Origin of the sequence: Streptomyces poriticola, from assembly GCF_036689765.1 — a bacterium.
GTDB classification, from domain to species: Bacteria; Actinomycetota; Actinomycetes; order Streptomycetales; family Streptomycetaceae; genus Streptomyces; species Streptomyces poriticola.
In genome coordinates, this window is record NZ_JBAGKH010000019.1 from 25,436 (window position 1) to 47,359 (window position 21,924).

Consider the following 21,924-nt stretch of genomic DNA (forward strand, 5'->3'; position numbering starts at 1 on the left):
TGTGCTTGCCCGCGGCACCGGCCGGCGACTACGCGAGGGCTATTCGACCGATAGTGATCATCTCTTTCGTACGACGACGAAGTCGGCGAGCGCCGTGAACCGGCTCCGGGTCTCGGCGGGCATGCCGACGGCGTCGAGAGCGTCGAGGGCGATGGTGTGCTGGCGGCGCGCCTCCTCGGCGGTCCAGTCCCGGCCGCCGGCCTTCTCGATCAGGGCGGCACGGGCCGCGAACTCCTCCTCGGAGAAGTTCTCGACGTCGCTGCCCTTGGCGTCGGCGGCGAGCATCTCGCCGAGGCGCTCGGAGGCCGGGCCGCCCGCCGCCAGCGCGGCGACGACCGGAAGGGACTTCTTGCGCTGGCGCAGGTCGCTCCAGGTCTGCTTGCCGGTGGCCTCCGGGTCGCCCCAGATGCCGAGGAGGTCGTCCACGGCCTGGAAGGCCAGGCCGAGGTGGTAGCCGTAGCGCTCCAGGGCGTCGGCGGTGCGCTCGTCGGCGCCGCCGAGGACCGCGCCGATGGAGCTGGCGCAGGCCAGCAGGGCACCGGTCTTGTTGCCCTCCATCTCCAGGCACTCCTCGACGCTGACCCGGTCGCGGTGCTCGTAGGAGATGTCCTGCGCCTGACCGTCGATCAGGGCGCGGGTGGCGGTGGTCAGCCGGCGGGTCGCCCGGCCCGCCTCGACCGTGCCGAGCTCCAGCAGCACCTCGCTGGCCAGGGCGAACAGGGCGTCCCCGACCAGGATGGCCTGGGCCGGGCCGTGCACCTTCCAGACGGTGTCGCGGTGCCGGCGCTGTTCGTCGCCGTCCATCAGGTCGTCGTGCAGCAGGGAGAAGTTGTGCACCAGCTCCACGGCGACCGCGCCGGGCACGCCGGTCTCCGGGGCGGCTCCGGTGACCTCGGCGGAGAGCACCGCGAGGGCCGGGCGGACGGCCTTGCCGCCGTCGCCCTCGGCGGGGTTGCCCTGGGCGTCGATCCAGCCGAAGTGATAGGCGGCGACGGTGTCCATGGGAGGAGCAAGACGGTCGACGGCGGCCCGCAGGACGGGCGTGGCCAGGGTCCGGCCGCGCTCGAGCAGCGCGGTCACGTCCACCGTGGTCCGTGGATCGGCCGCCGGGGCCGGGGGCACAGTGGGCACAGTCTCTCCTCCAGTTGCGGTGCCGGGGGTGCGGGAGGTCCCTCGCGGAACGGTCTTCACGCCGCCTCCTCGAAGAAGCCGGGGAGGCGATCGCGGGACCGGCCCAGGGCGGCGAGTGCGGCTCCGGCCGCGCCGACACCACTGCGGACCGCGCTCTCCATGGTCGCGGGCCACCCGGTGGCGGTCCACGCTCCGGCCAGGCAGAGGCCGGGGGCCCGGGTGCGGGCGCCGGGCCTGAGGCGTCCGACGCCGGGAGCGGGGGCGAAGGTCGCGGTGCGCTCCCTGGTCACGAAGAAGTCCCGGACCTCGGCGCCGCGGGTGTGCGGCAGCAGCCGCCGCAGTTCGGGCAGGTACCGCTCGCGCAGCGCGGCGACGGGCAGGTCGATCTCGTCCCGGGCGGCCGACTGGGACAGCGCCAGGTACTGCCCCTCCTGCAGACCGGAGGCCTCGGTGCGGTCGAACACCCACTGCACGGGGGTGCCGAGGGCGGTCAGGAACGGCGCGTCGAGGACCTTCCGGTCGTAGACGACATGGACGTTGAGGATGGGAGCGGTGCCGATCTCCAGCAGCCGCCCGGGGGCGTCGAGCGCGCCGGCGGGCAGCAGGTCGTGCGCCTCGCGCTGCGGTACGGCGAGGACGACGGCGTCCGCGTCGAGCGTCTCGCCCGGAACCTGAACGCTCCAGCCTCCGTTGCCGTGTTGGGAGAGGGAGGTGACGCGTGTCCGGAGTTCGGTGCGGACGCCCGCGGAGTCGAGCGCCCTGCGGGCCAGCCCGTCGTGCAGTTCGCCCAGCGGGACGCGGGCCCAGCCGATGTCGGCCGCGCCCGGGTCGGACAGCAGACCGGTCTTGAACACCATCGCGGCGAGCGACAGGGAGGTCTCCCCCGCCACCGCGTTGAGGGTGGCGACCCCGACCAGGTCCCACAGGGCCTCGACGGCGCGCGCCGACTGGCCGTGGGCGGCCAGCCAGCTGCCGAAGTCCTGCGTGTCCAGGGCCGGATCGGCGAGGTCGAGTCCCTTGAGCGCGAGCGCGGCCCGGCCCACCCCGGCCCGGTCGGCGAGCGAGAGGTGCGGATAGGCGGCGAGGCTGCGCCCCAGGTGCAGCGGTACGGGCAGCGGATCGCGCCGCAGCCGGCCGAGACGTCGGCCCTCGGGCTTGTCGACGTCGACGACGGGCACGTCGAGGCGGTGCTGGAGCGGCGCCAGCCGCGCGCCCCCGATGCGGTCGAGGAACCAGCGGTACGCGGTGCAGCAGCGCAGATAGACGTGCTGGCCGTTGTCCACGGTCAGGTCGCCGCGCCGGAAGGAGAAGGCGAGTCCGCCCAGCCGCGGCCGGCCCTCCAGGAGGGTGACGCGCACCCCGGCGTCGGCGAGCGCCAGTGCCGCGGTGACGCCGGCGAGCCCGCCGCCGACCACGACGGCGTGCCTGCCGGACGATGCGGTGCCCTCGGACAGGGCTCGGGTCGGGACGCCGGCGGGCGCCCCGTCGGTCTGCGGGCCGTGGCCGTGGGTCATCGTGCACCCTCCCCTGCGCGGCGGCAGTGGTCGAACGGTGTACGGCCGACCGTCTCAGTCAGGGACGCGGCGCGCCAGTGGAGGGTTGCGGTCCGTTCGTCCCTGGCGGCGTCCTCCGCGGCCGGTGTTCCGGAGCAGGTCATCAGGCGCGCCTCCTGACGGTCCGCCGGGTCATGTGCCGGGCGTCCAGTCCGGACAGGCCGCGCACGGCGACGTAGGCCTTCTCGCGTCCGGGCAGCGAGACCCGGCCCCGGAGCACGGCCCCGGGGTCGCGTTCGATGCGGTCGAGCAGCCGGCGGTAGATGCCGGCCATGGCGGCGACGCAGGCACCGCTGCGGCGGTCGAGCAGGGGCAGCAGCCGGTAGCCCTCGGCGAACAGGGCGCGGGCCCGCCGCACCTCGAAGTGGACCAGGCCCGCGAAGTCGGAGCCCTCCGGTGGCGTCGGCCCGGCGAACCCGGCCGTGCAGCCGAACTTGGCGAGGTCGTCGGCGGGCAGATAGGTGCGTCCGCCCTGGGCGTCCTCCCGGATGTCCCGCAGGATGTTGGTGAGCTGGAGCGCCAGCCCGAGCGTGTCGGCGTACTCGGGCGCGCGCTCGGCGCCGCGCGCTCCCGGCTCGGTGCCGAAGACGCCGAGCGAGAGCCGCCCGATGGCTCCGGCCACGCACCGGCAGTAGACCTTCAGGTCGTCCCAGGTCTCGTAGGTCTCGCCGCGGACGTCCATCTGGACGCCGTCGATCAGCTCGTCGAGTCCGCCGAGCGGGATCGGGAAGACCCGCGCGGCGTGGGTGAGGGCGACGGCGACCGGGTCGGTGTCGTCCTCGTCGACCGCGCCCTCGCGGATGCGGGTGAGCAGCGACCGGGTGTCCTCCAGTCGGGCCGTCTTGACGTCGTCGGCGAGCGCGCCGTCGCCGATGTCGTCGACGCGGCGCGAGAACGCGTACAGCGCCGACATCGCACGGCGCTTGGACGCCGGCAGCAGGCGGATGCCGTACGCGAAGTTGCGTGCCTGCTGTCCGGTGACCGTCTCGCAGTAGCCGTAGGCGGCGAGTACCGGTGCAGACACGTGTGCCGGCGGCTCCACGGTCCGGATCACCTCTCTCCTCGCAGGGTCGCGCCCGCCTCGCGCAGCAACTGGACCTTGCCGGGCTTGGGCGGGCCGGGAAGTACGTCGTAGTCGGCGGCGGCGATCGCCCGGACGGCCGCCCTTCCTCCTGCCACGAATCCCGCGAGCAGCAGCCTGAGCCTGCCGTGGACGCTACCCACCAGAGGCGCGCCTTCATTCAGCAGATCGCGGGCGCGTTGCGCTTCGTGGGCGATCAGGGCACGCACCGGTGCGCCGGCCGACGCGGCGGCGAGATCGGCCTCCTGGACGTCGAAGCGCTTCATGTCCTCGGCGGGCAGATAGATCCGGTCCCGGGCGAGGTCCTCGGCGACGTCCTGGAGGTGCTCGACGATCTGCAGTGCGGTGCAGATCGCGTCGGAGCGGCGGATCCGCTCGGGGGTGGCCGTGCCGGTGACGGCGAGCACCAGACGGCCGACCGGGTTGGCGGACAGCTCGCAGTAGGCGAGGAGGTCGTCATGGGTCTCGTAGCGCCGCACCAACTGGTCCTGGCGGTTGGCGGCGATCAGAGCGAGGAACGGCCCGGGGGTGAGCGTACAGCGGCGGACCGTCGGCAGCAGGCGGCGCAGCAGAGGGTGGCGCGGCGCCCGGTCGTGCGGGTCGAAGACCCGGTGCAGGTCGGCCTCGAAGGCGTCGAGCAGGGTGAGGCGGTCGCCGGCGTGCTCGGGCGGGACACCGAGAAGGCGGGCGTCGGCGCCGCCGGGGGCGAGGTCGCCGTCGCCGATGTCGTCGACCAGCCGGGCGAAGCCGTACACCGCCATCAGGTCGGTGCGCCAGGCCCGGGGCAGGAAGAACGGGGCCACCGGGAAGTTCTCGTCCGCGGCCTTGTCCAGCGTGCCGCGCACCGGGTCGGCGGCCCGCGCCGCGCCGGTGACCGTCACCGCCGGCTGCCCGGGACGGGGACGGCGCATGCTGAGCGGAGGTGGGGAGTATCCGTAGCCATTGCCGTCACATCTCCCGTTCTACACTGCCGACCCAATACACACTATTTTGGACACGCCGCCCGGCCGACCGTGCGGCGGCCACGGCCGAGGGTGTCGGGCATTATCGCCCCATGTGCCGCGTTTGGGGACCGGTACAGCTTACGTTGTACAACTCGGTGGGGCGTTCCTGGGGGCCCTGCGCCCCACAGCAACACACCGATCGGCCCCAAGATTCCGGCACCCGGCCGGAGTTGGCACTTCTTCTGCAGACGCGGGCCCCGCCGGAGAGGTTCCGGCGGGGCCCGCGTCCTCCGGTTACTTGCCGGTGAACTTCTCGTACTCCTTGAGGACCTCTTCGGTGGGCCCGTCCATCCGCAGCTCACCGCGCTCCAGCCACAGGACGCGGTTGCAGGTGTCGCGGATCGACTTGTTGTTGTGACTGACCAGGAAGACGGTGCCGGCCTCCTTGCGCAGCTCGCGGATGCGCTCCTCGGAGCGGGTCTGGAACTTGCGGTCGCCGGTGGCCAGCGCCTCGTCGATCATGAGGACGTCGTGGTCCTTGGCCGCGGCGATGGAGAAGCGGAGGCGGGCCGCCATACCGGAGGAGTAGGTCCGCATCGGCAGCGTGATGAAGTCGCCCTTCTCGTTGATGCCGGAGAAGTCGACGATGCCCTGGTAACGGGCCTTGATCTGCTCGCGGGTCATGCCCATGGCGAGCCCGCCCAATATGACGTTCCGTTCGCCGGTGAGGTCGTTCATCAGGGCCGCGTTCACGCCGAGCAGGGAGGGCTGGCCGTCGGTGTAGACCCTGCCCCGCTCGGCGGGCAGCAGGCCGGCGATGGCCCGCAGCAGGGTGGACTTGCCGGAACCGTTGGATCCGATCAGGCCGATGGCCTCGCCCCGGTAGGCGACGAAGGAGACACCGCGCACGGCGTGCACCTTGCGCACGCCGCGCTCCTCGCCCCGCTTCAGGATCCGGCTCAGCGCCGCCGTGGCGCTGCCCTTGCCGGTCTTGGCGCCGTTGACGCGGTAGACGATGTGCAGTTCGTCGGCGATCACGGTGGGAACCCGCTCGCCCTGCTGCAGGTCAGCCACGGCCGTACCTCTCCTCCGCCTTCCAGAAGTACACGAAACCGCCCACGGCGACGGCGACCGCCCAGCCGAGCGCGACGGCCCAGACGTGCGGTGGCAGGTTCTCGGAGCCGTACCCGTCGATCATCGCGAAGCGCATCAGGTCCATGTAGATCGCGGCCGGGTTCCACTGGAGCACATCGGCGATCCAGTCCGGGTGGTCCGCCAGCATGATCGGGATGGAGAACATCACGCCGGACGCGTACAGCCAGGTCCGCATGATGAACGGCATCAGCTGGGCCAGGTCCGGCGTCTTGGCGCCCATCCGGGCCACGATCAGGGCGAGGCCGGTGTTGAACAGGAACTGCAGGGCCAGCGTCGGGATGATCAGCAGCCACGACAGGCTCGGGTAGCTGCCGAAGCCCACCGTCACCGCGACCAGTACGACCATCGAGGCCAGCAGCTGCTGGAGCTGCTGGAGCGCGAAGGAGACCGGCAGCGCGGCGCGCGGGAAGTGCAGCGCCCGTACCAGGCCCAGGTTGCCGGAGATCGCCCGCACGCCCGCCATCGCCGAGGACTGGGTGAAGGTGAACACGAACACGCCCGTCACCAGGAACGGGATGTACACCTCCTTCGGCATGCCGCGGCTGGCGTTGAGGATCAGACCGAAGATCAGGAAGTAGACGAGCGCGTTGAGCAGTGGTGTGGCCACCTGCCACAGCTGGCCCAGCTTGGCCTGGCTGTACTGGGCGGTCACCTTCGCCTGGGAGAAGGCGAGGATGAAGTGCCGCCGTCCCCAGAGCTGCCGGACGTACTCGACGAGGGACGGACGGGCGCCGCTGACGGTCAGCCCGTGCTCGGCGGCGAGCTGGGCCGCCGTGAGGCCCTCGTCGGGTGCCACGGGTGCGGTCAGCGCGACCGTGCCGTCGTGCGTTGTCTCACTCACTAGTGGAAACTTTCGTCTTCGAGATGCGCAGCCCGCGCGGGCATGGCGTCGGCCTGCGGCCCGGGGACCTGCCGCCCCGGGGCGCTCGGACACGAGCTTGTCAGATCACCGGAGGACGGCCCAGTCGGGTCAGCCGCCACACCGTACGCCACTTCATGGGACGGCGGGGGCCGCAGGGGGTGCTCCAGCCCTCGCGGAAGCCGCCGAACCAGGCACGCAGGGCCGGGCGGGAGGGGCGGCGCACCAGGGTGAGCAGCATCCAGACCCCGAGGTAGACGGGGACCAGGGGGGCGGGCAGGTTGCGGCGGGCCAGCCAGACGCGGTTGCGGGCGACCATGCGGTGGTAGACGGCGTGCCGCGACGGGGCGGTCGTCGGGTGGTACAGCACCATGTCGGAGCGGTAGTCGATCATCCAGCCTCCGTCCAGGGCGCGCCAGGCCAGGTCGGTCTCCTCGTGGGCGTAGAAGAACTCGTCCGGCAGACCGCCGACCTGCTCGAAGACCTCGGTGCGCACGGCGTTGGCGCCGCCCAGGAAGGTGGTGACCCGGGAGGAGCGCATCGGGTCGGCGGCACGCAGCCGGGGCACGTGCCGGCGCTGGGTGAGGCCGGTGTCCGGGTCGGCGATGCGGAAGCTGACGATGCCGAGCCGGGGGTCGGCGGCGAACGCCTCGCGGCACAGCTCGGCGGTGTCGGGGCGGGCAAGCAGGCCGTCGTCGTCGAGGAAGAGCAGGATGTCGACGTCCCGGCCGCCGGGGCCGAAGGCCTCGATGCCGACGTTGCGGCCGCCGGGGATGCCGAGGTTCTCGGGCAGCTCGACGGTGCGGACGCCGTCGGGGACGTCCGGGACCGGCGAGCCGTTGCCGACGACGACGACCTCGACCGGGTCGCCGTCCTGCTTGGCGACCGAGTCGATCAGGGCGCGCAGCTCGGCGGGCCGGTTGCCCATGGTGATGATGACGGCCCCCACCTTCACGGCACTCACCTCAGCCTGCTGGAGGCCAGCACGGACACCAGGTGCAGCAGGGTCTGCAGCAGGGCGATACCGGCGAGCACGGCGGTGCCGAGACGGGTGAAGAACAGGTCGCCGTGGACGGCGTCGGCGATGGCGAGGACCAGGATGAGCAGCGAGGCCTCGATGCCGAGGATCAGGCGGTGGAACTTCAGGGCGGCGGCGGCCCGGCGGGCCAGCGCCATGCCGGAGGAGCGCGGCTCGGCGGCGGCCTCCTGGACGGGGGGCAGCCCGGCCTGGTGGCGAGCGACGCCGACCAGGTCGGTCTCGGCCTTGATCAGGATCGCGCCGAGGGCGGCCAGGGTACCCAGGAAGGCCCACAGCCAGTCGATCCGGCCGGTGCCCCACAGGTCGGCGGCGCGCAGGCCGAGGCCGACGAGCACGGCGGCGTCCGTCAGATAGGCGCCGACCCGGTCCAGGTAGACGCCGCCGAGGGAGTACTGCTTCCGCCAGCGGGCGATCTCGCCGTCCACGCAGTCGAGCAGCAGGTAGAGCTGGACGGCGAGCACGCCGAGCACGGCGCCCGCGATCCCCGGCACCAGCAGGGCCGGGGCCGCGAGGACGCCGCAGACGGTCATCAGGTACGTGAGCTGGTTGGGCGTGATCCTGGTGTTCACCAGGTAGCGGTCGACGCGCAGGGACACCTCGCGCATGTAGAGGCGTCCCGCCCAGTGCTCACCGCTGCGCCGGTCCTTGACCCCCGCGGGGTGCACGACCGGACGTAGTTCAGCTACCGATGGCCTTGACATAGTCGGCGTAGATGTCCTTGATCTGTTCGGTCTTCAGGGCGAGGTGCTCGAGGATCGTGTACCGGCCGGGCCGGGTCTCCGGGGCGAACTCCACGGCCCGGACGAACTCGTCGGGGGTGAAGCCGATCTCCTCGGGGAGCACCGGCAGTCCGTGCCGGCGCAGCACCCCGGCCATGTACGCCGACTCCTCGTGTGCTCCGCGCAGGTACATCGCGAAGCACGCGCCCAGGCCGCACTGCTCGCCGTGGGCCGCCGCCCGCTGCGGGTACAGCAGGTCGAAGGCGTGGTTGATCTCGTGGCAGGCCCCGGAGGAGGGCCGGGAGTCACCGGAGACGGACATCGCGATGCCGCTGAGCACCAGGGCCTCGGCCAGCACCTGGAGGAAGTCGTTGTCGCCGATGCCGCCCGGGTGGCGCAGCACGGCCTCGCCGGCCTGGCGGGCCATGGCGGCGGCGAGACCGTCGATCTTCTCGCCGGTGACCCGGTTGGCCAGCTCCCAGTCGGCGATGGCGGAGACGTTGGAGACCGCGTCGCCGATCCCGGCCCGGACGAAGCGGACCGGTGCCTCACGGATGATGTCGAGGTCGATGACGACCGCGATCGGGTTGGGCACGCCGTAGGAGCCGCGGCCCGCGTCGTTGTCCAGGGTGGCGACCGGCGAGCACAGTCCGTCGTGGGCCAGGTTGGTGGGCACCGCGACGAGCGGGAGGCCGACCCGTGCCGCGGCGAACTTGGCGCAGTCGATGATCTTGCCGCCGCCGAGCCCGACGACCGCGTCGAAGTGGCCGCTCTTCATGTCGCCCGCGAGCCGGATCGCGTCGTCCAGGGTGCCGCCGCCGACCTCGTACCAGGTGGCACCGGGCAGCGACGGGGCGACCCGCTCACGGAGCCGGGCGCCGGAGCCGCCGCTGACGGCGACGGCGAGCCGGCCGGAGTGCGAGATCCGCTCGTCGGCGAGGACGCAGCCGAGGTCGTCGAGGGCTCCGGGGCGGATGTCGAGGACGACGGGGGAAGGGATGAGCCTGGTCAGTACAGGCATGCGATCTCCCGTCCCTTGGCGAGGTCGTCGTGGTTGTCGATCTCGACCCACTTGACGTCGCCGATCGGCGCCACGTCGATCCGGAAGCCGCGGTTGACCAGCTCCTGGTAGCCGTGCTCGTAGAACTGCTGCGGGTCGGTCTCCCAGACGGTGCGCAGCGCGTCGCCCAGCTCGGTGGCGGCCTCGCCCTCGATGAGGGTGACGCCGATGTACTCACCGGTGGCCTCGGCGGGGTCCATCAGCTTGGTGATCTTCGTCATGCCCCGCTCGGGGTCGGCGACGACCTTCATCTCCTCGTCGGCGAGGTCCTTGACCGTGTCCAGCGCAAGGATGATCTTCTTGCCGTCGCCGCGGGCGGCCAGCAGGGTCCTCTCGACCGACACCGGGTGCACGGTGTCGCCGTTGGCGAGGATCACGCCGTCCTTGAGGGCGTCCCGGCCGCACCACAGGGAGTAGGCGTTGTTCCACTCCTCGGCCTTGTCGTTGTCGATCAGCGTGAGCTTGAGGCCGTACTTCTTCTCCAGGGCCTCCTTCCGCTCGTACACGGCCTCCTTGCGGTAGCCGACGATGATCGCGGCCTCGGTCAGCCCCACCTCGGCGAAGTTGCCGAGGGTCAGGTCGAGGACGGTCGGTCCGTCGTCTATGCCCGCGGGCCCCACCGGCACCAGCGCCTTGGGCAGGGTGTCGGTGTAGGGGCGCAGACGCCGGCCGGCGCCGGCCGCCAGCACGAGGCCGATCATGCGGGTTCTCCTTCGTCGTGTACGGCGGGCGCGCCGCCCTTGTGGGCGGCCACCCAGAAGCGGATGCTCTCGGCGAGCACCACCAGAGCCACGGCCACGGCGAGCGCCGTGAGCGCGAGCGTGAACTGTGCGCCGGTGAGCAGCGTCGCCAGCACGGCGACCAGCAGTGTGCGGCCTTCGTGCCCCCCGGTCGCCCGCACCAGCCGGTGCGGGGGCGCGCCCGCGTTGCCGCGGATGCGGTAGACCGTGTCGTAGTGATGGTAGGCGACGGCCGCCACCAGTCCGAAAGCTGCCGGAAGCGCTCCGTTCACCTCTGCTTTCGCAGCGAGCAGCAGTACGGTGCCGTACTCGGCGGCCCGGAAGAGCGGTGGCACCAGCCAGTCGAGGGCGCCGGTGAGCGGCTGGGCGACGGCGGCTGCCGAGGTCAGGACGTAGAGCGCGGCCATGGCGGCGGGGAGCGCGCTGCCGTACGAGGTGACGCCCGCGGCGGCGAGCAGCGGCACGGCGCCGGTCAGCGCCAGGGCGGCCCGCGACCCGAGCGGCGGCCGGGCGGTCAGCCTGCGCAGCCTTCCGGCGAGGGCCTCGGCGAGCGGACCGGAGTCCGCGAGGTCGGCCAGGGCCTGCGCGCCCCGGCCGGTACGCCGCACCGTGCGGTGCACGGAGCGCAGGACGCGGCCGGCGGTGGTGTAGGCCGCCGCGAAGGCGCATCCGATGAGCAGCGCGTAGAAGGTGATCCGCGGCGTCGTGAGCGCGGTGAGGACGGCGATCATCGCCCAGCGTTCGCCGATCGGCAGGATGATCATGCGGCGCAGCCAGACCGTCCAGCCGACGCTGTCGAGCCGGTCGGAGAGGGCGGCGGCGGGGCTGGTGATGCCGGTCGCGTCCGTGTCGCCGGAGTTCGCCTCGTTGAAGGAGAAGTCCACCACGTGCCGGCAGGTCTGCAGGATCATCGCGCCGAGGGCGAGGGCCCATACGTCGTCGCCGCCGCGGGCCGCGCCGAGGGCGAGCCCGGCGTAGTAGGCGTACTCCTTGGCACGGTCGAAGGTGGCGTCGAGCCAGGCGCCGAGGGTGGAGTACTGCAGGGAGTAGCGGGCGAGCTGGCCGTCGGTGCAGTCCAGCACGAAGGAGAGGATCAGCAGCAGCCCGGCTGCGACGAAGCCGCCGCGGGTGCCGGTGGCCGCGCAGCCCGCCGCTATGAGGGCGGTGACCAGGGACGCGGTGGTGACCTGGTTGGGGGTCAGTCCGCGGCGGGCGCACCAGCGGGCGAGGTAGCGGGAGTAGGGGCTGATGCAGAAGGTGGTGAAGAAACCGTCGCGGGACTTCACCGCCGACTGCAGCCGGACGGCCTCCTCGTCGACGGTGGCGACGGCCTGCCGCGCCTCGTTGCGGGCCTGCGGGTCCGCCGGGACCGCGGCGGCGAGGCTGCCCAGCTCGGGCCGGTGCACCTCGGTGCCGTCGGCGTCGAGGGCGGCGGCGATGCGGTCGGCGAGACCGCCGAGGAGTGTGGTCCCGCCGGCGGTGGTGCTCTCGCCGGCCAGCGCGCGCGCCAGGGCCTGGCGGCCGGCCGGCTGGGCGGTCACCGCGCCGGGGACCGCGGCGAGCGGGAACCGGGGGTCGGTGAGGCCCAGGCGCAGGGCGTGCAGATGGCCGACGAACCGGGCGTCGACAACGGCGACCCGCTCTCCCTCGGGGGCAGCGGCCAGCAGGGTCCGGGCATCGGCGGCGTCGGCCGCGGGCACCACGTCGAAGCCGAGGGACCGCAGATCGCCCTCGATCGACGAACCGGGCACCGGCGGACCGGTGAGGATGGCGGTCGGCAACCGAATCTCACTCCCTGGGACCGGCGGCTCGCGCCGGGGCCTGTGCATGGTGGGACGCCCGCGCCTGCGGCTCCCGGGCGGCATGTCGGCAGAGGTTATCGGACGACCGGAACTCCGTGTTCACCGCCCGTTCGACGGCCGGACGACGCGGTGTGGGCCCGCCTTTGCCGCGATCATCATCCCGGATGCGGGGCCCGGCCGACAAACCGCGGGTCCGGAACGGACCGCCGACGCGTCACGGACGGCGGCCCGCGAGCCGGGGCTCCGTGCCGCCGGGGCTCCGTGCCGCCGGGACTCCGTGCCGCCGGGGCCGTCGGCGGGGCCCGGGCGGGTGCGTCCGACGGCGTGATCCACACCGCCGCCAGAACGCTCGCGACGGCCTGACCTGCGCGCCGTTTGCGCAGGTCAGAGCAGATGACAACGGTGTTCAGTGCCGCGTTGCCGGATACCCCCCACCCGTAGTTCACTGTGATCCGGACGGACCCCGACGGACCACTGGGAGGCGGCTTTCATGGGGGCTGGGCACGACCACGGGCATGCGCACGGCGCACCCGCCGGAGGTACGGCGACCGCCGCGTACCGCGGCAGGCTGCGGGTGGCGCTGGCGATCACGCTGAGCGTGATGGTCGTGGAGATCGTCGGGGGTGTGCTCGCCGACTCGCTGGCACTGATCGCCGACGCGGCACACATGGCGACGGACGCGGTGGGCCTGGGCATGGCCCTGCTGGCGATCCACTTCGCGAACCGGCCGCCGAGCGAGCGGCGCACCTTCGGCTACGCGCGCGCCGAGATCCTCGCCGCGCTCGCCAACTCGCTGCTGCTGCTCGGCGTCGGCGGGTACGTGCTGTACGAGGCGATCCAGCGGTTCGTCACACCCGCCGCCACGGAGGGCGGGCTGACCGTCGTCTTCGGTGTGATCGGCCTGGCCGCGAACTCGGTGTCGCTGGCGCTGCTGATGCGCGGCCAGCAGGAGAGCCTGAACGTGCGGGGCGCGTTCCTGGAGGTGGCGGCGGACGCGCTGGGCTCGGTGGCGGTCATCGTGTCGGCACTGGTGATCCTGGGCACGGGCTGGCAGGCCGCCGACCCGATCGCCTCGATCGCCATCGGACTGATGATCGTGCCACGTACGGTGCGGCTGCTGCGCGAGACCCTCGATGTGCTGCTGGAGGCGGCGCCCAAGGGCGTCGACATGGCCGAGGTCCGGGCGCACATACTGGCGCTGGACGGTGTGGAGGACGTCCACGACCTGCACGCCTGGACGATCACGTCCGGCATGCCGGTGCTCTCCGCGCATGTGGTGGTGCGGTCCGACGTACTGACGGCGATCGGGCACGAGAGGATGCTGCACGAGCTCCAGGGCTGTCTGGGGGACCACTTCGACGTCGAGCACTGCACCTTCCAGCTGGAGCCGGGCGGGCATGCGGAGCACGAGGCGCGGCTGTGCCACTGACCGGGACGCGGAACGCCACGGCGGTGCGACGGTCGACGAATCCGTGACGGCGGAGGGGACTGTGACCGCCGAGGGGGCGCGCACCGGAGGCGACGCGCCGGGGGACGCAGCCGTCCGCCACCCGGGAGGCGGTGTACCGGCTGCGGGGCCGCCGCTTTCCGGCGGTTCCCGGCCTCGAGCGCGGGAATGATCACCCTTCGGGCCCTTCCCCGGTCTCCCGCCGGTGGCGCCCGCGGTCCGCGCCGTCACGCGCGGGACATGCGGGCGCACCGGGAAGCGCCGGGAGCGCCGGACGGGTACGGCACACTTGGGGCGCGAGGACCGATGCGAAGGATGGGTATGCCGATCACACCTGCCACCGCGACGCACAGTTCGTCGAACGGCACCGCAGACGCGATTTTGCTGGAACTGGTCGACGAGGGCGGCGCGACGATCGGCACCGCGGAGAAGCTCGCCGCGCACCAGCCGCCGGGGCAGCTGCACCGGGCGTTCTCGGTGTTCCTGTTCGACGAGCGCGGCCGGCTGCTGCTCCAGCAGCGGGCGCTGGGCAAGTACCACTCCCCCGGTGTGTGGTCCAACACCTGCTGCGGTCACCCCTATCCCGGGGAGGCCCCCTTCGCGGCGGCGGCCCGGCGGACGTACGAGGAGCTGGGGGTCTCGCCCTCGCTGCTCGCCGAGGCGGGCACCGTGCGCTACAACCACCCGGACCCGGCGTCGGGCCTGGTGGAGCAGGAGTACAACCACCTGTTCGTCGGCATGGTCCAGGCGGCGCTGCGGCCCGATCCCGAGGAGATCGCCGAGACCGCCTTCGTGACGGCGGCCGAGCTGGCGGAGCGGCATGCGAAGGACGCGTTCTCCGCGTGGTTCATGACGGTGCTGGACGCCGCCCGTCCCGCCGTCAGGGAGCTGACGGGCCCGTCCGCGGGCTGGTGAGCGGGCCGCCTCGCGACGGTAGCGGTGCTACGACAGCCGGGTGTGCTTGAGCGGCAGGGCGGCCCAGATCACCTTGCCGCCGCCGGAGGTGTGGACGACGTCGCACGCCCCGCCGGACTCCCGGGTGATCTCCCGCACCAGCAGCAGTCCCCGGCCGCCGGTCCGCCCGTGGTCGGCCTCCAGGGCGGTCGGCCGGTAGGGGTGGTCGTCCTCCACCGAGACGCGGACCCACTCGGGGCCGACGGCGAGCTCCACGGCGAGCACCGGCGAGAGCACCGCGGCGTGCCGGACGGCGTTCGTGACCAGTTCGGAGACGATCAGCAGCAGGCCCTGCGTCACATCGTCGGAGACGGGTACGCCCTGGCGTACCAGGAGGTCCCGCACGGCGTGCCGCGCCTGCGGGACCGAGGCGTCGACGGCGGGGGCGGAGAACCGCCACACGCCCTCGTACGGCAGCGTCTGTCCGGGCCCTGCCGCACCATAGGACGCCCGGGGGTCCTGGGGGCGTGGGCCGGGCCCGCGCCCGTGGTTGTCCATCGTCCGGTCGCCACCCTCGCGCTCGATTGTCACCACACCCCTGAGTGTTGGTAACGCATCGCTCCGCACCGGATACCTGAACACAAGTCAGCGAGTATCGAGCGCTTCTGATCGTCGGCGTATGACACGGTCAGTTGTGGGACTGATCCTGTCCCGGTTGGGCATCCTCGGCGAACTAGTCGGGTTGTACGGGTTTGCCGGGCGGTCCCTCCGTCCCCTCGCCGCGGCCGGGCTCCTCGGCAACGAGCCGGTCGGAGACCATCCCGACGATGCGGCGCCCGCCGAAACCGGTGGCGATCAGTCCCAGGCCGTCGAAGAGCAGTGCGAGCGAGAAGAACGTACCGATGACGTACTGGCTGCTGCTCGGCCAGGAGCCCAGCACGAGGACGCCGAGAAGCAGGTCGAACGCGCCGAGCAGCATCGTCCAGCCGAACTGGGGGCCGCGCACGACGACGCTGCCGACCAGCCGGAACAGCCCGGCGGTGAGGAACAGCAGCGCGGCGAACATGGTCAGCGCGGCGGCGGCCTCGTCCGGTTTGTTGATGATCACCACGCCCGCGGCGACGTTCAGTGCGGCGACGATGACGCCGAGCCAGAAGAAGCTGGTGCCCCGTGACTGGATCGCGTGCAGCAGCCCCACGACGCCGCCGATCAGCAGCAGCCAGCCGAACAGCAGCATCGAGGTCAGCGTGGCGAACCCGGCGTAGACCAGGCCGACGCATCCGGCGATCACCAGGAGCACCCCGAGGGCGACGAGCCGGCCGAAGCCCCGGTTGAGCTGCGCGGCGCCGCCGTGCGCCTTGGCGGACGTGGTCATGAGCACCTCCTGCGTCCTCCCCCCTCCCCCCGTGCAACCCGGCAGTCCTCGCTGTCCCTACCGTTCCTTACTGTCCCTACCGTTCCTTTTGCCCACCGTGTGGTGACTCTCACCTCCCGGGATGCGGACGCTGTTGATCACGTCCCCGGCCCGGCGGATAGCATCCGGCGCATGGAGCCCCAGCTGCTGCACCACGTCACCGGTTCGGTGGCCACCGTCGTCGTCCGGCACCCGGCCAAGCGCAACGCCATGACCGCCGGGATGTGGAGTGCCCTGCCGGGGCTTGTCGACGCCCTGGCGGCCGATCCGGCGGTGCGGGCGCTGGTGCTCACCGGCGAGGGCGGGACCTTCTGCGCCGGGGCCGACATCTCCGCGCTGCGGGGTTCTGCGGAGGAGGCCCAGCGGCTGGCCGTCGCCGCCGAGGAGGCGCTCGCCGCGTTCCCCGGACCGACGCTGGCGGCGGTGCGCGGGCACTGCGTGGGCGGCGGGGCTCAGCTGGCGGCGGCCTGCGATCTGCGGTTCGCCGAGGAGGGTGCGCTGTTCGGGGTGACACCGGCGAAGCTGGGGGTGGTCTATCCGGCGTCGGCCACCCGGCGGCTGGTGTCGCTGGTGGGGCCGGCCACCGCCAAGTACCTGCTGTTCTCCGGCGAGTTGATCGACGCGGGCCGGGCGCTGCGCACGGGGCTGGTCGACGAGGTGCTGCCGGCCGGCGGGCTGGACGAGCGGGTCGCGGAGTTCACCCGGATCCTGGTATCCCGCTCGCAGCTGACGCAGGCCGCGGCGAAGGAGTTCGCGGCCGGCCGTACCGACCGGGACGCGTACTGGGCCGCCCAGGCGCGCGGCAGCGGCGACACCGCGGAGGGTGCCGCCGCGTTCCTGGAAGGCCGGCCGCCGCGCTTCACCTGGAACGGGCCGGGGGCGGCTACGCCGGGGTGAACCGGCTCCCGTCACGGAACCGCTCGACGAGATGGGCGGGCGCCTTCTGCGGGGAGCCGGCGTCGTAGGGCGGCTGCGGGTCGTACTCGGTCAGCAGCTGCACGGCCTGGGCGTGCTCGTCGCCGGCGATCCGGCCGAGCAGGGTGAGCCCCATGTCGATACCGGAGGAGACCCCGGCGGCGGTGACGTACTTGCCGTCGGTGACGACCCGTTCGCCGGTCGGTTCCGCGCCGAACCCCTTCAGGGCGTCCAGCGCCAGCCAGTGCGAGGTGGCGCGGCGGCCGGTGAGCAGCCCGGCGGCGGCCAGCAGCAGGGAGCCGGTGCACACGGAGGTGGTCCAGGTGCTGTCGGCGTCGGCGGTGCGCAGCCAGTCCAGGAGGGTCTCGTTGTCCAGCTGTGCGCGCTCGCCGGGACCGCCGGGAACGACGACGATGTCGGGGTGCGGCACATCGGCGAGGGACCTGTCGGCGGTGAGGGCGAGGTTCCCGGTGTCGGTGCGGACCGGGCCGGGCCGCTCGGCGACGAAGACGGTCTGCGAGTCCCGGAGGCGGCCGAGGGTCTCGTAGGGGCCCACGGCGTCGAGGGCGGTGAAGCGGTCGTAGAGAACTATGGCGATCTGCACGGGTTTCCTCTCGGAGCAGGGTGGCGGGCCGGTCCTGGCGCGGTGCGGTGTGGCGGGCCGGCCGTGCGGGCTCAGTGGACGGTGGCGGGGCGGAAGCGGCGGCGGTACTCGGCCGGGGCGGTGCCCAGGGCCTTGACGAAGGCGCGGCGCATGGCCTCGGAGGTGCCGTAGCCACTGGCCCGGGAGATCTCCTCGACGCCGGCGCCGGTGTCCTCGAGGAGACGGCGGGCGTGTTCGAGGCGGACCCGGTCGACGTACCGGCCGGGGGTGGTGCCGGTCTCCGCCCGGAAGGCGCGGGCGAAGTGGCGCGGGGAGAGTCCGGCGCGGGCGGCGAGGGCCTCCACGGCCAGGTCGGCGCCGGGGTGCTCGCTGATCCACTGCTGTACGTCGCGCAGCGGTGCGCGGGAGGCGGTCTGGGCGGCGAGCTGGGCGCTGAACTGGGCCTGGTTGCCGGGGCGGCGCAGGAAGACCACCAGATGGCGGGCGACCGTCAGGGCGGCGTCCCGGCCCAGGTCCTCCTCGACCAGGGCGAGGGCGAGGTCGATGCCGGAGGTGACGCCCGCGGAGGTGGCGACGTGCCCGTCCCGGACGTAGATCGGGTCGGGGTCGACGTCGACGGCCGGGTGGTTGCGGGCCAGCGTGCCGCAGTGGTCCCAGTGCGTGGTGGCGCGGCGGCCGTCGAGCAGGCCGGCCTCGGCGAGCAGGACGGCGCCGGTGCAGACGGAGACCAGCCGGCGGGCGTGCGGTGCGTGCGCGCGCAGCCAGTCGACCAGCCGCGGGTCGGGGCTACGGGTGCCCCGGCCGCCCGGGACCAGCAGGGTGTCCGCCTCCGGCGCGTCGTCCAGCGCGTGGTCCGGCACCAGGGCCAGTCCGCTGGAGGTGCGCACGGGGGCGCCGTCGAGCGAGGCGGTCCGGATCACATAGCTGCCCGGGGTGTGCGCGTCGGCACCCGCGAAGACCTCCACGGGGCCCGAGACGTCCAGGCTCTGCAGGGCGTCGAAGAGCACGACGAGAACGGTTCGCTGCGGCATGCCTTCGATTGTTCGACGGCTCGCTCGCGTCTGCAATGACGAGTTCCCCACCTTTTCTGCCATCCGTCACGCCCCTGGTTGACGTACTGAGCGGTTGGTAACCTGCGCGGCATGACGACTGCCGCCATGGACCGGCGCCCCGCGCGCCGCTGCCACAACGCGCTCAACTCGCTGCACTCGACGCACTACTTCTCGCCGGACCTGGGCCGGGAGATGGGTGCCCTCGGCGTGACCCACCCGCGCGCCGTCAACTTCGCCGCCCGCGCCGCCGCGCTGGGCCCGGTCGGTCCCGGCACGGTCACGGCGACGTTCTACAGCTACAAGTACGACCTCGTGGCGCGGCATCTGCCGGCCGTGTGGGAGACCGCCTCGCCGGAGAAGGCGCTGGCCGCCCGCGTCCGTGCCGTCGACGCGACCCTGCGCCGCCTGCTGGGCGAGGAGACGCTGGAGTCGGCGGAGATGGCCGAGGCCGCGCGGCTGGCGCTGCGCGCCGCCGAGGCCTGCTCCCGCAGCGCCCGGCCGCTGTACGCCGCGCACGCCGACCTCCCGGTGCCCGAGGAGCCGCACCTGGCGTACTGGCATGCCGCGACGCTGCTGCGGGAGCACCGGGGCGACGGGCATCTCGCCGTGCTGACGGCCGCCGGTCTGGACGGTCTGGAGGCGGTGGTGAGCCACACCGCGACCGGCAGGGGCATGACTCCGCGATGGGCCTGCGGCACCCGCGGCTGGTCCCGCGAGGACTGGGAGGCGGCGGCCGTCCGGCTGCGGGACCGCGGGCTGCTCGACGGCGACGGCGAGCTGACCGAGGCGGGTGCCGCGCTGCGCGAGGAGATCGAGCGGGAGACGGACCGGCTGGACACGGCCCCCTACGACCACCTGGGCGAGCAGGGCGTCGCCCGGCTGACGGAGCTGGGCTCCGCGTTCGCGCGCAGCGCGGCCGCCGGCGGCGCCTTCCCCGCGGACCTGGTCGGCAAACGCTGAACCGCCCGGGGCCGCCCTGATCCCCGGCTGTCGGTGCGACCTGCCACAATTGCCGCGCAACCTCACCAGAAGGCGGTACGGGATCGTGACGACACCCGGGTCCATCGGGTCCAAGGGATCCATCGGCTCTGCCCGAGCCGGGTCCATCGAAGGCAGGATCGCCGAGGAGCTCGGCGTACGGGAGCGGCAGGTGAAGGCCGCGGTGGAACTGCTCGACGGCGGTTCGACGGTGCCCTTCATCGCCCGCTACCGCAAGGAAGCGACCGAGATGCTCGACGACGCGCAGCTGCGCACGATCGAGGAGCGGCTGCGCTATCTGCGGGAGCTGGAGGAGCGGCGGACCGCGATCCTGGAGTCGGTGCGCGAGCAGGGCAAGCTCACCGAGGAGCTGGAGGCGCGGATCCGCGGCGCCGAGACCAAGGCGCGGCTGGAGGACGTCTACCTGCCGTACAAGCCCAAGCGGCGGACGAAGGCGCAGATCGCGCGCGAGGCGGGGCTGGAGCCGCTGGCCGAGGGCCTGCTCGGCGACCCGGCCGCGGAGCCGCTGGCCGCCGCGGCGGCGTTCGTCGATGCCGGCAAGGGCGTCGACGATCCGCAGGCCGCGCTCGACGGCGCGCGGGCGATCCTCACCGAGCGGTTCTCGGAGGACGCCGACCTGATCGGCGAGTTGCGCGAGCGGATGTGGGTGCGCGGCCGGCTCGCCTCGAAGGTGAAGGAGGGCAAGGAGGAGGCGGGCGCCAAGTTCGCCGACTACTTCGACTTCGCCGAGCCGTTCACGGAGCTGCCCTCGCACCGCGTTCTGGCGATGCTGCGCGGCGAGAAGGAGGACGTCCTCGACCTGGCCCTGGAGCCGGAGGAGGCGGCGGACGGGCCGTCGTCGTACGAGGGGATCGTCGCAAGCCGGTTCGGGATCGCCGACCGTGGCCGCCCGGCCGACAAGTGGCTGGCGGACACGGTGCGCTGGGCCTGGCGCACCCGCATCCTCGTCCATCTCGGCATCGACCTGCGGCTGCGGCTGCGCACCGCCGCCGAGGACGAGGCCGTGAACGTCTTCGCGGCGAACCTGCGCGATCTGCTGCTGGCCGCCCCGGCGGGCACGCGCGCGACGCTCGGCCTCGACCCGGGCTTCCGTACGGGTGTGAAGGTGGCCGTCGTCGACGCCACCGGCAAGGTGGTCGCCACCGACGTCGTCCACCCGCATGTGCCCGCCAACAAGTGGGACGAGGCGATCGCCAGGCTGGCCCGGCTGGCCGAGCGGCACGCGGTCGACCTGATCGCCATCGGCAACGGCACGGCGTCCCGGGAGACCGACAAGCTCGCCGGTGAGCTCATCACCCGTCATCCGGAGCTGAAGCTCACCAAGGTGACGGTCTCCGAGGCAGGCGCTTCCGTGTACTCGGCCTCCGCCTTCGCCTCGCAGGAGCTGCCGGACATGGACGTGTCGCTGCGCGGCGCGGTCTCCATCGCGCGCCGGCTGCAGGACCCGCTGGCCGAGCTGGTGAAGATCGACCCGAAGTCGATCGGCGTCGGCCAGTACCAGCACGACCTGTCCGAGGTGAAGCTGTCGCGCTCGCTGGACGCGGTCGTCGAGGACTGTGTGAACGGCGTGGGCGTGGACGTCAACACGGCGTCGGCACCGCTGCTGGCCCGCGTCTCCGGCATCACCTCCTCGCTCGCGGAGAACATCGTGGCGCACCGCGACACCAACGGCCCGTTCCGGTCGCGGACCGAGCTGAAGAAGGTGTCGCGGCTGGGCCCGAAGGCGTACGAGCAGTGCGCGGGCTTCCTCCGGATCCGCGGCGGCGACGACCCGCTGGACGCCTCCAGCGTGCACCCGGAGGCCTATCCGGTGGTGCGCCGGATGGTGAAGACGGCCGGGCAGGAGGTGGCCGCGCTGATCGGCAACACCTCGGTACTGCGGTCGCTGAGGCCGGCCGAGTTCGTGGACGACACATTCGGTCTGCCGACGGTCGGCGACATCCTCAGGGAGCTGGAGAAGCCGGGGCGCGACCCGCGGCCCGCCTTCCGGACGGCCACCTTCAAGGAGGGCGTGGAGAAGATCTCCGACCTGTCCGCCGGGATGGTCCTGGAGGGCGTGGTGACCAACGTGGCGGCCTTCGGGGCGTTCGTGGACGTGGGTGTGCACCAGGACGGGCTCGTCCATGTCTCCGCGATGTCGAAGACGTTCGTGAAGGACCCGCGGGACGTGGCCAAGCCCGGGGACATCGTGAAGGTGAAGGTGCTGGACGTCGACATCCCGCGGAAGCGGATCTCGCTGACGCTGCGGCTGGACGACGAGGCCGCGCCGCAGGCGGAGCGGCAGCGGGACCGCGGGGGACGGCCGCCGCAGCAGCGGCAGCAGCGGCAAGGACGGCAGGGTCAGGGGCGGTCCGGGGGGAAGTCCCGGCAGGCGCCGCCCGCCAACGGGGCGATGGCGGACGCCTTGCGGCGGGCCGGGCTGGCGTAGGGGTCGGTGCGCCGGGTGCCCGTTGTTCCCGGGGTGCCCGGCGTGGTGGCCGAGGCCGCGGCGCTGCGTGGTCCGGCGTTGCGGGGGG

The 21,924-nt window shown here is 73.0% G+C and carries 21 protein-coding genes; 5 read left to right on the forward strand and 16 right to left on the reverse strand.

Annotated elements, in window-relative coordinates; all coding sequences use genetic code 11:
* Positions 1-57: 57 nt before the first annotated feature.
* The 12 genes from V5O46_RS21675 to V5O46_RS21730 all read right to left on the reverse strand — a co-directional run bounded on the left by V5O46_RS21675 (position 58) and on the right by V5O46_RS21730 (position 12,062).
* Positions 58-1,122 (reverse strand): polyprenyl synthetase family protein, encoded by a 1,065-nt coding sequence (locus tag V5O46_RS21675; RefSeq protein WP_332886388.1) that lies wholly within the window; start codon positions 1,120-1,122, stop codon positions 58-60.
* A gap of 65 nt (positions 1,123-1,187) precedes the next feature.
* Positions 1,188-2,645, reverse strand: a complete 1,458-nt coding sequence (gene hpnE, locus V5O46_RS21680) for a hydroxysqualene dehydroxylase HpnE (protein WP_332886313.1) — start codon at positions 2,643-2,645, stop codon at positions 1,188-1,190.
* Positions 2,642-2,788, reverse strand: coding sequence for a DUF6380 family protein (locus V5O46_RS21685; RefSeq protein ID WP_332886314.1), 147 nt, complete (start codon positions 2,786-2,788; stop codon positions 2,642-2,644). Before V5O46_RS21685 ends, hpnE begins: the two co-directional genes overlap by 4 nt.
* Positions 2,788-3,738 carry a presqualene diphosphate synthase HpnD gene (gene hpnD, locus V5O46_RS21690; RefSeq protein ID WP_332886315.1) on the reverse strand — a complete coding sequence of 317 codons (951 nt, stop codon included), beginning with the start codon at positions 3,736-3,738 and terminating at the stop codon, positions 2,788-2,790. The genes V5O46_RS21685 and hpnD overlap by 1 nt, the downstream gene beginning before the upstream one ends.
* On the reverse strand, positions 3,735-4,646 hold the full coding sequence (gene hpnC, locus V5O46_RS21695; RefSeq protein WP_332886389.1) for a squalene synthase HpnC: 912 nt from the start codon (positions 4,644-4,646) through the stop codon (positions 3,735-3,737). Before hpnC ends, hpnD begins: the two co-directional genes overlap by 4 nt.
* Before the next feature lie 357 nt (positions 4,647-5,003).
* A complete protein-coding gene (locus V5O46_RS21700; protein WP_332886316.1) occupies positions 5,004-5,783 on the reverse strand; it encodes an ABC transporter ATP-binding protein in 780 nt (259 codons plus the stop codon).
* Complete coding sequence (locus V5O46_RS21705; protein WP_332886317.1) at positions 5,776-6,705, reverse strand: ABC transporter permease; 930 nt, start codon at positions 6,703-6,705, stop codon at positions 5,776-5,778. Before V5O46_RS21705 ends, V5O46_RS21700 begins: the two co-directional genes overlap by 8 nt.
* Positions 6,706-6,805: 100 nt before the next feature.
* Positions 6,806-7,678 carry a glycosyltransferase family 2 protein gene (locus V5O46_RS21710; protein WP_332886318.1) on the reverse strand — a complete coding sequence of 291 codons (873 nt, stop codon included), beginning with the start codon at positions 7,676-7,678 and terminating at the stop codon, positions 6,806-6,808.
* Positions 7,679-7,683: 5 nt separating this feature from the next.
* Entirely contained in the window at positions 7,684-8,427 is a 744-nt protein-coding gene (locus tag V5O46_RS21715) for a CDP-alcohol phosphatidyltransferase family protein (protein ID WP_332886319.1), read from the reverse strand.
* Positions 8,428-8,440: 13 nt separating this feature from the next.
* Positions 8,441-9,502 carry an iron-containing alcohol dehydrogenase family protein gene (locus V5O46_RS21720; protein ID WP_332886320.1) on the reverse strand — a complete coding sequence of 354 codons (1,062 nt, stop codon included), beginning with the start codon at positions 9,500-9,502 and terminating at the stop codon, positions 8,441-8,443.
* Complete coding sequence (locus V5O46_RS21725; protein WP_332886321.1) at positions 9,490-10,242, reverse strand: phosphocholine cytidylyltransferase family protein; 753 nt, start codon at positions 10,240-10,242, stop codon at positions 9,490-9,492. The genes V5O46_RS21720 and V5O46_RS21725 overlap by 13 nt, the downstream gene beginning before the upstream one ends.
* Entirely contained in the window at positions 10,239-12,062 is a 1,824-nt protein-coding gene (locus tag V5O46_RS21730; protein ID WP_332886322.1) for a DUF5941 domain-containing protein, read from the reverse strand. The genes V5O46_RS21725 and V5O46_RS21730 overlap by 4 nt, the downstream gene beginning before the upstream one ends.
* A 511-nt stretch (positions 12,063-12,573) precedes the next feature.
* Here V5O46_RS21730 and V5O46_RS21735 point away from each other — a divergent pair.
* Complete coding sequence (locus V5O46_RS21735) at positions 12,574-13,512, forward strand: cation diffusion facilitator family transporter (protein WP_332886323.1); 939 nt, start codon at positions 12,574-12,576, stop codon at positions 13,510-13,512.
* Positions 13,513-13,851: 339 nt separating this feature from the next.
* Complete coding sequence (idi, locus tag V5O46_RS21740) at positions 13,852-14,445, forward strand: isopentenyl-diphosphate Delta-isomerase (protein ID WP_332886324.1); 594 nt, start codon at positions 13,852-13,854, stop codon at positions 14,443-14,445.
* A gap of 27 nt (positions 14,446-14,472) precedes the next feature.
* Here the strand turns inward: idi and V5O46_RS21745 are convergent, their stop codons facing one another.
* A complete protein-coding gene (locus V5O46_RS21745) occupies positions 14,473-15,018 on the reverse strand; it encodes an ATP-binding protein (RefSeq protein WP_332886325.1) in 546 nt (181 codons plus the stop codon).
* A 139-nt stretch (positions 15,019-15,157) separates the two neighbouring features.
* Positions 15,158-15,799 carry an HdeD family acid-resistance protein gene (locus tag V5O46_RS21750; protein WP_332886326.1) on the reverse strand — a complete coding sequence of 214 codons (642 nt, stop codon included), beginning with the start codon at positions 15,797-15,799 and terminating at the stop codon, positions 15,158-15,160.
* Positions 15,800-15,970: 171 nt separating this feature from the next.
* Here V5O46_RS21750 and V5O46_RS21755 point away from each other — a divergent pair, with 171 nt between their 5' ends.
* On the forward strand, positions 15,971-16,735 hold the full coding sequence (locus tag V5O46_RS21755) for an enoyl-CoA hydratase/isomerase family protein (RefSeq protein WP_332886327.1): 765 nt from the start codon (positions 15,971-15,973) through the stop codon (positions 16,733-16,735).
* Here V5O46_RS21755 and V5O46_RS21760 read toward each other — a convergent pair.
* Both V5O46_RS21760 and V5O46_RS21765 read right to left on the reverse strand, forming a co-directional pair.
* The gene (locus V5O46_RS21760; RefSeq protein ID WP_332886328.1) at positions 16,722-17,357 is read right to left on the reverse strand and encodes a DJ-1/PfpI family protein; all 636 of its coding nucleotides are present in this window, start codon (positions 17,355-17,357) and stop codon (positions 16,722-16,724) included. The genes V5O46_RS21755 and V5O46_RS21760 overlap by 14 nt on opposite strands.
* A 71-nt stretch (positions 17,358-17,428) precedes the next feature.
* Positions 17,429-18,388 (reverse strand): GlxA family transcriptional regulator, encoded by a 960-nt coding sequence (locus V5O46_RS21765; RefSeq protein WP_332886329.1) that lies wholly within the window; start codon positions 18,386-18,388, stop codon positions 17,429-17,431.
* Positions 18,389-18,499: 111 nt separating this feature from the next.
* Between V5O46_RS21765 and V5O46_RS21770 the strand changes: the two genes are divergently transcribed.
* Together V5O46_RS21770 and V5O46_RS21775 are read left to right on the forward strand one after the other, a co-directional pair.
* Positions 18,500-19,369: an SCO6745 family protein gene (locus V5O46_RS21770; protein WP_332886330.1), complete on the forward strand. Its 870-nt coding sequence runs from the start codon at positions 18,500-18,502 to the stop codon at positions 19,367-19,369.
* A gap of 85 nt (positions 19,370-19,454) precedes the next feature.
* Complete coding sequence (locus V5O46_RS21775) at positions 19,455-21,836, forward strand: Tex family protein (RefSeq protein ID WP_332886331.1); 2,382 nt, start codon at positions 19,455-19,457, stop codon at positions 21,834-21,836.
* Positions 21,837-21,924 lie beyond the last annotated feature (88 nt).

Coding starts and splice junctions, on each gene's coding strand:
- hpnE (WP_332886313.1), bottom strand. CDS start 2,645: ATGACCCACGGCCACGGCCCGCAGACCGACGGGGCGCCCGCCGGCGTC.
- V5O46_RS21685 (WP_332886314.1), bottom strand. CDS start 2,788: ATGACCTGCTCCGGAACACCGGCCGCGGAGGACGCCGCCAGGGACGAA.
- V5O46_RS21720 (WP_332886320.1), bottom strand. CDS start 9,502: ATGCCTGTACTGACCAGGCTCATCCCTTCCCCCGTCGTCCTCGACATC.
- V5O46_RS21725 (WP_332886321.1), bottom strand. CDS start 10,242: ATGATCGGCCTCGTGCTGGCGGCCGGCGCCGGCCGGCGTCTGCGCCCC.
- V5O46_RS21735 (WP_332886323.1), top strand. CDS start 12,574: ATGGGGGCTGGGCACGACCACGGGCATGCGCACGGCGCACCCGCCGGA.
- idi (WP_332886324.1), top strand. CDS start 13,852: ATGCCGATCACACCTGCCACCGCGACGCACAGTTCGTCGAACGGCACC.
- V5O46_RS21750 (WP_332886326.1), bottom strand. CDS start 15,799: ATGACCACGTCCGCCAAGGCGCACGGCGGCGCCGCGCAGCTCAACCGG.
- V5O46_RS21755 (WP_332886327.1), top strand. CDS start 15,971: ATGGAGCCCCAGCTGCTGCACCACGTCACCGGTTCGGTGGCCACCGTC.
- V5O46_RS21765 (WP_332886329.1), bottom strand. CDS start 18,388: ATGCCGCAGCGAACCGTTCTCGTCGTGCTCTTCGACGCCCTGCAGAGC.
- V5O46_RS21770 (WP_332886330.1), top strand. CDS start 18,500: ATGACGACTGCCGCCATGGACCGGCGCCCCGCGCGCCGCTGCCACAAC.